We start from the raw sequence: 12,534 nt of genomic DNA, 5'->3' as shown, positions 1-12,534 counted from the left end.
ATTATGAGAAGCAGTATAGTTAGTACTCAGTGGTCAGTTTTTAGTTTACAGTCGCAGTTTTCAGGAATGAAACGGATTTTCAAGCACTGATACAATGGCTAGGTATTTTAACCTCAGAGTAATAAATTCCTTCGAAAAGCTCAGAGAGAGGTTAAGAATTTTTCTTTTTAAGAATATTTTCTGTTTTTTTATCTTTTTGGAACACAGATTTGAATAATTGAAGAAATTTTCACGGATTTATCCATAAAAATGCGAAGTTATTTGCAATGCTGCTGGAACGGTTTTTTCTTTTGGCTTCTCGACATTATTTTTAAAAAATAAAACTAGCGTTTTGGTTTTTAAAAATCACGCGAAGAGACGCGTCTTGCCTTTTTTTAATTTGGCTTCTCGATATTATTTTAAATAATAAAATTGGCGTTTTGTTAATTAAAAATTGGTGTGACGACAACGCTATGTGGTTTTTTTAGTTTTGAACGCTGATGAAACGGATTTTCATGCGCTGATACAATGGATTGGTATTTTAACCTCACACCAAACCACTCTAAAGCATAATATTACAGCAAGTTCCTTTGCAAACTTATAGCCATGCGGTATCTATAATGAGCAATAACAGCCAATACTATTTTACCATTGGTTATAAAAGTCTATATAATTTGTTTACTATTCATATGATTTTGTGTTCAGTTTCTTAATGGTTGAGGATGATTTAGCGGTACATTTTTGTTTTTTTACAGCTAGCCGTTATACCTAATTTTCTGTGAACTTGCTATTTTGCACTTTGAACATTTAATTTTATAAATTAAAAATAAGAATATAAGATAAATACATTTTAGTCGTCGATTTTTTTATAGGTTTTGTCGATTTTTTAAAAATATCTATTAAATGTGAATTGTATTTTTTTAAAAAATGTATTTTTACGAGTTGAATTAATAGAATCTCTATCATTTAAATTATTTATTTTCAAAGGATAAGTAAATTATCACATTAAATGAATTCATAACTATTGTTTTGCATTTTAGTAAAAAATTAGGAGTATGTATTTTAAGAAAAATTGGATTTTTTTCATTTTTATTCTTGCGTTTTGTAGTCAAATAGGAGTAGCACAAGTTAACACTTATGGATTTTCGGAAGCCATTTCTGGTTATGTCCCATTATCAACATCTACAGTGGCCTATACTGCACCCTGGGATGATCATGTTGCCGGCTCTGCTGTACAAGCTCCTATAGGATTCAATTTTGTTTATGATGGTGTTACTCACAATCAATGTTTTATAAGTCCAAATGGTTTTTTGACCTTCGCCTCTCAACCTACACCTGCTAATTATTTCCCTTTGAGTATTGCTACACCCTATACTGGTGGTGGTTCTATTAGTGCTTTGGGTGTGGATTTAACAGGTAGTTCAACTATTGTTTACAGTACTATAGGTTTTGCTCCCAATAGAACCTTTGTTGTCCAATGGTCAAATGCTGTTAGAAAAACAACTACAGGTAATTTTAATTTTCAGATACGGTTGAATGAAACGACTAACACGGTTCAATTTTCTTATGGTTCATGTGCTCCAACTGGCGCTTCAGCCATTAATGTTCAGGTTGGACTTAGGGGTGTTTCAGATGTTTTTTTACAAGCCGATATTAAAAATAGATGGCAAACTGGAGCAAATGTCGGTTTCTCTTGGGCTTCCAGAACTATAGAGGGTACCGCAAACAATAGTACTGCTAGGACCAGTGCCAATGAGTTTCCTAATAATGGTTTACTATACACGTTTACACCACCTTTAGCTTGTACTACACCTACAGCAAGCCCTTCCGGATTGCTTATCGGTGGGACCAATGTAACTGCTACAAGTTTTGTAGGTAACTCTTTTACGGCTGCAATTCCAGCACCAACAAACTATTTAATTTTACGAAGTACAGTAAATACGCCACCTACAGCGATACAAATTCCAAATAGAACCTATTGGAGCAATGGAAATGTTATAGCTGGAACCTACACCGTTGTGAGCAACACAGCAGTTACTACTTTCAATCAAACAGGTTTAGCCCCAAATACTACATATTTTTATTGGGTTATTCCATACAATTCTGGGTGCCTTGGTGGACCATTTTATAGGTTAACAGGGATATTAACTGCCTCCAATACGACTTGTGTTGCAGCTCCAACTGGGTTAAACACGTCCGCTCTTGCAGGAAATTCATTTACTGTAAATTGGAGTGCTGTTGCTGGTGCTACTGATTATCGAGTTGATGTTTCTACCACCAATACTTTTACTGCCATTTTACCATCCTATAATAATATTACTACTGCAGGGTTGACTAGTATTAATGTTTCTGGTTTAAACGCTGTTACAAACTATTTTATAAGGGTTAGAGCTGTTGGAAGTGGTTGTTTTTTTTATAGTGCAACCTTGTCAGTAACTACACTTTGTGGCTCATTTTCTATTCCTTATTTTCAAAACTTTGATACCACAGCCGTAAATGCCGTTCCACTATGTTCTACTATTACAAATGATAATGGTGATGCTTCTTTTTGGCAAGTTAAGAATACTTTGTCCTCCTCAGCGCCAAATTCAATTCATATAAATACCAATACTGCTGCTGACTCAGACGACTGGTTTTTTACCCCAGGATTACAACTTACTGCTGGAGTAACCTACCGTTTGCGTTTTAAGTACAATACAGAAAGTGCAGGTTTATTTTCTGAGAATTTAAGAATTCGTTTAGGTTCTGGACCTTCAGTTACTACAATGAACTTAACCATTTTAAATTTACCAGGTATTATTAACACGGTTTATCAAACGGCTACAGTAGACTTTACCGCTTTTATTACAGATGTGTATTATGTTGGTTTTGAGGCGTATAGTTTTTCAGGTCAAAGTAAAATAATAGTTGATGATATTAGTGTAATTGTTTCTCCAACATGTTTTGAACCAACCGATATAACTATTACTTCTGTTGGAGCGAATACAGCAACAATTACTTGGGTTGAGTCTGTTCCACCTGCTACAAACGGTTACCAGTATTATGTAAGTACTTCATCTGTAATACCCAATCCCACTCAAATTCCAACAGGAGCTGTTGGTCCTGGAGTAACTACTGCTTCACTGTCGGGATTGAATTCTGCTACCCTCTATTATATATGGGTAAGAGGTAATTGTTCCCCTACTGATCAAAGTATATGGAGTTTGACAGAGAGTTTCAGTACCAATTGTGCTTTGCCAACAACGATTCCAGTAATTTCAGGAAGTCTTTGTGGTGGAGGTTCTACTGTGCTTCAAGCTACGCCAAATCCAGGAGGTAGTATTGAATGGTATTCTGATGCAGCAGGCACAAATCTTATTGCTACTGGAAATTCCTTTACAACCCCCAACTTGGCTTCTACTACAACCTATTATGCTCAATCCAAATCATCCGCTGGTCTTATTACGATGGGACCAAGTTCACCAATAGCTCAAGGTGGTGCTTTGGCCTCAGAAAACGAACTTTTGTTTTTCAATTTTAATGTTACAACGCTTACAGATTTATTATCTATCGATGTTTTTCCACTTGCGGCTGGACAAACGGGAGCAATAACGGTTAAAAATGCCATCAATACGATTATTGGTTCCTATTCATTTACTACTACTGTGAGCGGTGGTGCTACACCTCAAACTATACCACTTGGGGTCAATTTAATTCCTGGCAGTTATGTTTTAAGTTTTGATGTCGTTCCAGCGTCTGGTTTTATTATAAATGCAGACAATGCTTCTTATCCATACTCTTCTGCTGTGGCTTCTTTAAATGGGAATAGTTTTGACAATACTTTTTACATGTATGCCTACAACTGGAAGTTTTCTAACATCTGTCGTTCCCTTTTAACACCTGTGGTAGCCACAATTACACCTGCACCACCAATTTCCTTAAGCGAAACTACAACTACAATTTGTTCTGGTGATACCACTTCGGTTATATCTCTAACTGGTTTTGGGAGCTATGACACGTTAACTTGGACTCCAGCAACATTCATTTCTGGTGACGAATTTAGTGGATATACATTTAATCCAACTACCACTACTAACTACACATTGACTGCAGCTCAAACTTCTGGAAGTATGTGTATGAGAGTTTTGAATTTATTAGTTACTGTAAATCCTGAACCGCCAGCCATTAGTATAGTACCAGCCAATGTGACGCGATGTGAAGGTCAAGTTCAAATACTAAACGCCGCACTTTCATCGGGAACGCCGGCTATTATTTTTCAAGAAAATTTCAATGCTCCTACCAATGGATGGTTGAATTATAATACTTCAACAGGTGGTTTAATTGATGAATCAATTTGGACGTTGCGCAATAGTGTTTACAACTACAGCAGCGTTTATTGGAATATTGCAGTAAGCAGTAACGATGCGTCTCAGTTTTACATGACCAATTCAGATGCGCAAGGGGGACCAGCTAGTAATAGAACAATGACTTTCCTTGAAACACCAGTCTTAAATTTTACAGGATATACAAGCGCTTCTATTAATTTTTGGCATTTCTTACGATATTCAGGAGGAAATAGAGCAAGAGTAGAAGCTAGTATCGATGGTGGTACTTCTTGGACAACAATGGCTTCTTTTACTTCTTCGCGGGGGTCAGCATCAAATTTTGCAAATTCGACTGTGAACTTAAACACTCTAATCGGTAACCCAGCTGTAAGAATTCGTTTCTATTTCGATGCTACCTGGGGTTTTGGTTGGGCAATAGACAACGTAACTATTTCGGGTAATTTGGCAATAGAAGTAGCTTGGACACCAGCTACTGAGTTGTTTTTTGATTTAGCAGCTACAACACCCTATATTCCTGGTACTCCTGCGGCTTCTGTTTATGCAAAACCTTCAGCAACTACTAGTTATACTGGTACTGCGCTCGGTTCTAATGGCTGTTTTACAAATAGTTCTTCAACTATAACCGTAATCGAAGAACCAACACTTGGAGTCATTTCAGGTAATCAAACGGTTTGTGCCAACTGGCAACCGCTTGATGTGGTACTAACAGGTTATACCAATTCGATTGTTAATTGGCAGTATGCCAACGATGCCGCTTTTACCAGTGGTGTTACTCCAATAGCCAACACCACAAACACACTCACAGGCGCAGCGATGGGTTCGTTTGGCGGTAACCGATTTTTTAGAGCTGTCCTTCAAAATGGAACATGCCCTACTGTTCCTACCAATTCGGTTTTGATTAACAGACCATTTACCGTTTGGGATGGCAGCACATGGACCAATGGTTTTCCTACACTGGCAGTGAAAGCCATTTTTACAGGCAATTTTACCTCTGCTGGAACGATGCAAGCGTGTTCTGTTGAGGTTTTCTCAGGTAATGTTGTTTTTAATCCTGGTCATAATTTGATAGTTGATAATGATGTACGAGTTTTGGGTGGTACCTTAACTTTTGCAAATTCCGCTAGTTTAGTGCAACGGAATACACTTGATAACACCAATACCCAGTTTTCAAACTCAGGAAACATTGTATACCAAAGAACAACCACACCCATTAAAAAATTTGATTATACCTATTGGTCTTCTCCTGTTTTTCCTCAAACAATAGGTGCATTTTCTCCTAATTCTAATTTGTTTTACGAATACAATCCAGCTATTCTGAATTGGTCTTTTACGCCTCCAAGTTCAGTAATGCAAAGAGGAAAAGGGTATATTATTCGAACACCAGACATATTACCTTTTAACACTATTACAGCCAATTTATTTTCGGGTTCCTTCATAGGAGTACCCAATACAGGAACTATTACTACGAGTATTACTGGTGGTGCAGGTCAATTTAACCTTATTGGAAATCCGTACCCAAGTGCTTTGAGTGCTGATTTGTTTTTATCCAATGCAGCCAACGTTCCAGTGGTAGATGCTACTATTTATTTTTGGACACACAATACCCCTATAACCGGCAATCAATATTCGTCCAACGATTATGCGTTATACAACTTTTCTGGCGGAGTAGGTACCGGAACAGTGGCATTAAACCCTAATCCTAATAATGCTGTACCCAATGGAAGGATTGCTGCGGGACAATCGTTTTTCATCAAAGGGTTGTCTAATGGTAATGTACAGTTTACTAACAGTATGCGACTTGCAAGCAATAATACCCAGTTTTTTAGAACTACAAATGAAATCACTTCCGTTGAACCGATAACTGAGTTAGAGCGCCATCGTTTTTGGATTGATGTATACAATGATACCGGAGCTTTCAAGCAATTTTTAGTAGCATATGTAGAAAATGCAACCAATGGTATAGATAGAGGTTTTGACGGTGAAATGCTTGATACTGCTAGAGACATTACGATGTATGTGCTGCAAGATGATAAAAAATTGACGATTCAAGGAAGACCGCTACCGTTTGATGTTTCTGAGCATATTCCCGTGGGGTATAAATCGACGATTGCAAGTAGTTATACTATTTTTTTATCTGATTTTGATGGATTATTTACTACTCAAAACATCTACTTAGAAGATAAAGAATTGAATGTTATCCACGATTTGAAAGCTAGTCCTTATGTATTCACGACCAGTATTGGTACATTTGATACTCGTTTTGAACTGCGTTATACCACCGAAACTTTGGGTGTCGATAATCCTTTGTTTAATGAAAGTTCCGTTATCATTTATAAAAATGAGGGTAATGACTTTGTAATCAAAACTGGAGCAACTCTTATGGATGATATCAAACTATTTGATAGTAGAGGGCGTTTACTTTTAGAACAAAAAAGCATTAACGCTATGCAAACTACTATTGATGGTGGTCTTGCCAATGGTGTGTTACTAATTCAAATTACTACGGTGGATGGGGTAGTGGTTACCAAGAAAGTGATACGATAGTGTATTGACCTTATGATTAATACAGCCATTGATTGGAATTTTTTTAAGTTCCAATGGTGGTTTTTTTTATGGGTTTTAATTCTTATATAATTTCTTACCCTTATTTTTAGTGTTACTTTTGCTAGTTTTTTTGTATTTATACCAGATAAGGCATTTAAGGCATTTAAGTTTTGTTGTTGGGTGATTGGTATTTTAAATGCAAAGTTCGCAAAGTTTTGCGCTAAGGGTAAGAAGGTTTTTTTATTGGTTGCACAAAGTTGCACTAAGGCTTATGTATGGGTTACACAAAGTTGCACTAAGGTTTCACGAACCTGCCTGACGGCAGTCAGGGTTGCACTAATTTATTTTTAGGGGTTGCACAAACCTGCCTGCCATGCCCTTAAAGTCTCGTCATGAGGACAACTGATTTGAAGTGGAATTCTAAAAAATCTATTTTTTTAGGACGAGACAATTCTATTTGTGTAATTATAATAGTGATATTATTATTCATCTAAAATAAAATTATATTTATCTTTTTAACTATTATTTTTGCAAATAATAAGATTTTTTTTAATTGTAGGTCTTTTTTATCTGATAAAGATGTCTTTTGTCGATTTTTCATCTTTTCAATCATTTACTTTATAAATTTACAAAAATTTAATGTACTTTTAACCACCAAATTACATTAACCATTGTTGGGCCATAAATAAAAATGCTATGATACAATCTTTACTAAAAAAATTAACGAATACTTTTTATAAACCTTATACAGTTAAGTCACTGTTGGTTGTAGTTTTCGGGTTATTAACGAGTGTTACTCTACAAGGTCAGGTTAGTTCCTACAACGTGCAACAGTTACAGGGTACCTTTACATCTTTGCCTTCTCCAGCAGGAGTACCAGGTAATAAAATTGCACTCTCTTCTACATCAACAGCTACTGATGATGGCGTTTTTGCTTTGCCATTGCCCTTTAATTTTACCTTTAATGGGGTTGCTTACCTCGCTTCCACCAATATTAGAGTTTCTATGAATGGTTTTATGACTTTTGGGGCTACAGCGCCAACTTTAACCAATTTCAATCCTATAACAAGTACAGAAACGTATGCTGGTGCTATTGCTGTTTTTGGACGTGATCTTGATTTAATATCCCCGAGTACAACCGCAAATGTTTCTTATCATGTAACCGGTACAGCTCCCAACAGAGTGTTGATTGTTGAATGGTTAGTAAGAAGATCGAATGCCGCTACAGCAGGAATTGATACTAATAATTTTCCATTGCAAGTACATTTGTATGAAACCACCAATGTCATAGAAATGCGTTATGGAGCTATTAACTTTTCTGCTACCACCACACTTTTCGGGCAAGTAGGGTTGAGAGGTGCTGGTAATACTGATTTTAAAATGTTAGATCATTCTCCGACTACCAATTGGCCAGGCATAGCTCCTGCTCCACTTGGTAGTATGCTTGAAGGGTCAGATCCTGCTCTTCATTCTGGATATGCTGTTAGAACTAGGGGTGGTACGGTATCACCGCAACCGAATAGTAACCGATTGTTTCGATGGACACCCGATCCTTGTCCTAGCCCTAGCTCTGTAACGGTATCTAATGTGGCGATTAACACTGCCGATGTTGCCTTTGTGGCACCAACTATACCACCTTCCAATGGTTATGTTTATGAAGTGAGAACTAGTGGTGCTGCAGGTAGTGGCCCTTTAGGTTTGGCACAAAGTGGAGCTACTCCTTCCAATCCTTTTACCCTTTCTGGTTTAACTGCTGGTACTACTTATACCGTTTATATTCGTTCTTTTTGTGGTGGCTCTATCTATGGGCAATGGGTTGCTTCTGCTTCTTTTACCACTTTTTGTACGGCAGTTTTTCCTTATTCTGAATTTATCAACCCTTTAACTGGTTTTACCGTACCCGCTTTACCGCCTTGTACTTCTAGACAAAACGCCGGTTTGGGTAATAACTGGGTTTCTACAACTCCTGCACCATCCATGGTTAACGAGCACATGATTTATAACTTTAACGGTTCCTTTGCAGCTGATGCTTGGTTTTACACTAGAGGGGTAAACTTAGTAGCAGGCGAAGAATATAGAATTTCCTACACTTATGGTGGTTCCTCACAATTTACTTTTATTACTAATAAAATGGAAGTGAAATATGGAACATCACCGGTGAACACAGCCATGACAATACCAATTGATAATCACCCAATAATCAAAACCTCGCCGCTCAATAATGTTGTCAATTTTACAGCACCCTCAACAGGCGTATTTTATTTTGGTTTTCATGCTTATTCCGATGCGAATAACGGAGAGCTTTATTTGGATAATATTGAAATTGTGGCTTCTAATTGTAAAAAACCAACAGGATTAACTGCTCCACCAGCATTGATTTCTTTTAACAGTGCTCTCGTTTCATGGACAGCGCCAACGCCTGCCCCTTCAGCTGGCTATACCTATTTTTTATCAACAGTTAACCCTGTGAAAGTTGCTGGAAGTTTTATCGTTGGTAGTACTTACACCATAAACACAATAGGTACAACAAATTATACACTTATTGGAGCAACCTCCAATGCTGTAGGTGTTAGTTTCATAGCTACTGGCGTAGGCGCAGGTTCTGGAACTGCTACTGAACAATTATCAAATGTAACCCCACCAACGGGTACCGTAGGTGCTGGAACCACAGTTGCCAATTTGAACGGTTTAACTCCAAGCACAACTTATTATGTATGGGTGCGAAGCAATTGTGCTGCAAATGATTTCAGCCAGTGGTCAAACTATGTAACTTTTACTACAGCTTCGCCGCCTCCAAGTTATTGTTTGCCTTCTGGCAATGGTTTTCTTCAAGATCCTAATGGTATTCTCAATGTAACAATGGGAACCATTAATAACACTACTGGTATAGAGCCCAACAATTATGGTAATTATTCCAATTTGAGTACCAACGTTATTAGGGGTGCTACCATACCCACTTCTATTACTTTTGGTACAGGATTTACATATGATACTAATATCTGGGTGGATTGGAATAATGACGGTGACTTTGATGATGCTGGTGAGTCAGTATATACCGGAGTTTCTGCTGCTCCCAATCCTTCTACCTTGAATGCCAGTTTTGCAGTGCCTCTCGGGCAACCTTTAGGAACAAGACGATTACGCATCGGAAGTATTGACGGTCCTGGTTTTGCAGGAGGTCCGTTAACACCTTGTAGAAATGGTGCTTATCAAGCTTTTGAAGATTATACGATTAATGTAATAGATGTGCCGCCCGCCTTAACATTAAGTTCCAACACGAGTACACAATGTGCAGGAACTGCTTCGCCATTAGTTACCATTACTGCTGGTTTAGTAGACTATCAGTCGTTTTCATGGTCACCTTCAACAGGTGTAAGTGGCACAGCTGCTTCGGGTTATACTTTTACCAATAGTAGTACTACTACTTATACCTTGACTGCCAATCAAACTAGTGGTTCTTTTAGTACTAATTCTGTTTCCTTTGTTTATGTAGCCAATGATGTTCCAACTCTTATTACTATAGCCACTCCATCTGGAACGGTGGCTTGTCCACAAGGCCCAGCTATACCATTAGTAGCTTCGGGAGGTGTGGTTTCGAATGTGACTATATATAATGACAATTTTAATTCGGGTCTTGGGGCTTGGACAGCAACAAATACTTCCAGTGGCGGTGCCAATACCGCTGCACCGGCTTGGACTGCTCTTCCTAGTGGTTCAGTAGTTGGATCTGTGACGGTTGTAAGTAATGATAACTCACAATTTGTAGTGTCAAATTCCGATGCTCAAGGCGGTACACCAGCACCAAGTGTGACCAGAACATCCATAACTTCACCGCCAATTAACTTAGCAGGTTACCAAACAGCTTCGTTAAGCTTTTTTCAATACTTTAACTGGATTGCTATCTCAGATATTGCTGTTGTAGAAGTGACCAATGACGCAGGTGCAAGTTGGACAACTTTAGCGTCATATACTGCTGATCAGGGAAGTGCGTCCAATTTTTCTCAAGCTATTGTCAACTTAAATACGTATGCCATTGCTGGCAATACCATTCAAGTTCGTTTTAGATACCAATCCAACTGGGGTTGGTGGTGGGCCATTGATAACTTTAGAATATCAGGTAGCGCTACGTCTGCCATAGTTTGGTCACCTACAGCGGGATTATTTACTGATGCTGCAGGAACCATTCCCTATACAGGAACGGGAGCGAGCACTGTTTATGCTATTAGCTCTATACCACAAACTTACACAGCAACTGCCAGCACTCCGGGTCCAACAATATGTACTGTAACAGGTACAGTTTCACTTACGGTTTCACCAATTGTAGCAGGAACAGCTAGTGGTAATCAGACTATATGTTCGGGCCTACCATCAAACTTGACTTTAACAGGAAACGTGGGAACTATTTCGGGATGGCAATATTCAAACACTTTGTCTTTTACAGTTCCTGTGTCTATTCCGGCGAGTGCATCGGCAACGTTAACCTCTGCACAGATGGGAACTTTATCATCCTCAAGATATTACAGGGCTGTGGTCACTAATGGAGGTTGTACCTCATTCTCGAATATTGTTTCAGTTCTATTTGAAAGTGCTGTATGGAACGGAACAACATGGTCCAATGGAACGGGACCAAGTAATATTATTTCGGCGGAGTTTCAAGGCAACTATTCGTCTTTGGGCAACCTGAACGCTTGTAGTGTTTTGGTTACTTCAGGAAATGTAATTTTTAATGTGGGGCATACTTTAACCGTACAAACGAATGTTAGAGTTGTGGGCGGTGCTTTGAATTTTGAAGACGAATCTAGTTTGTATCAAGTTCAAGACGTGGCGAATGGAGTAGGTGTTTTCTCTGGTGGTAACACCGGTAATATTTCTTATGAAAGAGTTACTACACCACTTTTCCGATTTGATTATACCTATTGGTCAACACCAGTACACCCACAAACTTTAATAGCGGTATCACCGCTAACACCTTTCAGTTTATTCTATGAATACAATTCAGGTATCAATAACTGGCAATATATTAATCCTACCAATACGATGATACCTGCCAAAGGATATATTTTTAGAGCCCCTAATGATTATCCTCCAGGGCTTCCTGATCTTACTCCGGCAGTATCTTACACGGCTCCTTTCTCTGGAGTACCCAATAATGGTACCATAACTTTACCAGTTGCAGGAGGAGCCAGTCAGTTGAACTTATTGGGTAATCCATATCCAAGTGCTCTTAGTGCCGATGCCTTTTTATTAGATCCTGCCAACGCAGCTACTTTGAGTGGTACTATTTATTTGTGGACACACAATACGCCAATTAGCAATAATATTTATACCGGTAGTGATTATGCCATATACAACTATATGGGAGGAACTGTAGGCGGTGAACCAACAGGTGCAGCAACGAATCCAGGCGTGAATAACGAGATACCTAATGGTAAAATTGCCTCGGGACAAGGGTTTTTTATTAAAGGGCTTTCTAGTGGTGTTGCTACTTTCAAAAATAGTATGCGTATTGCCGGAAATAACGATCAGTTTTTCAGAATGTCTAGTAATTCTACAACTACTAGTACTCCAGAAAAACACCGTTATTGGTTAGAGATTTCCAATACACAAGGGGCTTTTAAACAAGTCTTGGTAGGTTATGTAGATGATGCTACTTTAGGTCTTGACCGTTTGTACGATGGAGAAATGG

Annotated in this window: 2 protein-coding genes; both read left to right on the top strand. The window is 38.3% G+C overall.

Annotation, left to right across the window (positions count from 1 at the left end; all coding sequences use genetic code 11):
• Positions 1-1,034: 1,034 nt before the first annotated feature.
• Positions 1,035-6,848 carry a fibronectin type III domain-containing protein gene (locus tag ACK5ON_RS06680; protein WP_409821025.1) on the top strand — a complete coding sequence of 1,938 codons (5,814 nt, stop codon included), beginning with the start codon at positions 1,035-1,037 and terminating at the stop codon, positions 6,846-6,848.
• Between the two features lie 696 nt (positions 6,849-7,544).
• Positions 7,545-12,534: GEVED domain-containing protein (locus ACK5ON_RS06675; protein WP_409821023.1), on the top strand; the 4,990-nt coding region annotated here is incomplete at its 3' end.

The sequence above is a fragment of the Flavobacterium sp. genome (assembly GCF_046317795.1).
Lineage (GTDB): Bacteria > Bacteroidota > Bacteroidia > Flavobacteriales > Flavobacteriaceae > Flavobacterium.
Note: the sequence above shows the minus strand (reverse complement) of the source record. Positions and strands in the feature narration are given on the sequence as shown.

Bases quoted from the DNA above. Each gene is read 5' to 3' on its own strand.
- ACK5ON_RS06680 (WP_409821025.1), top strand. From the start codon at position 1,035: ATGTATTTTAAGAAAAATTGGATTTTTTTCATTTTTATTCTTGCGTTT.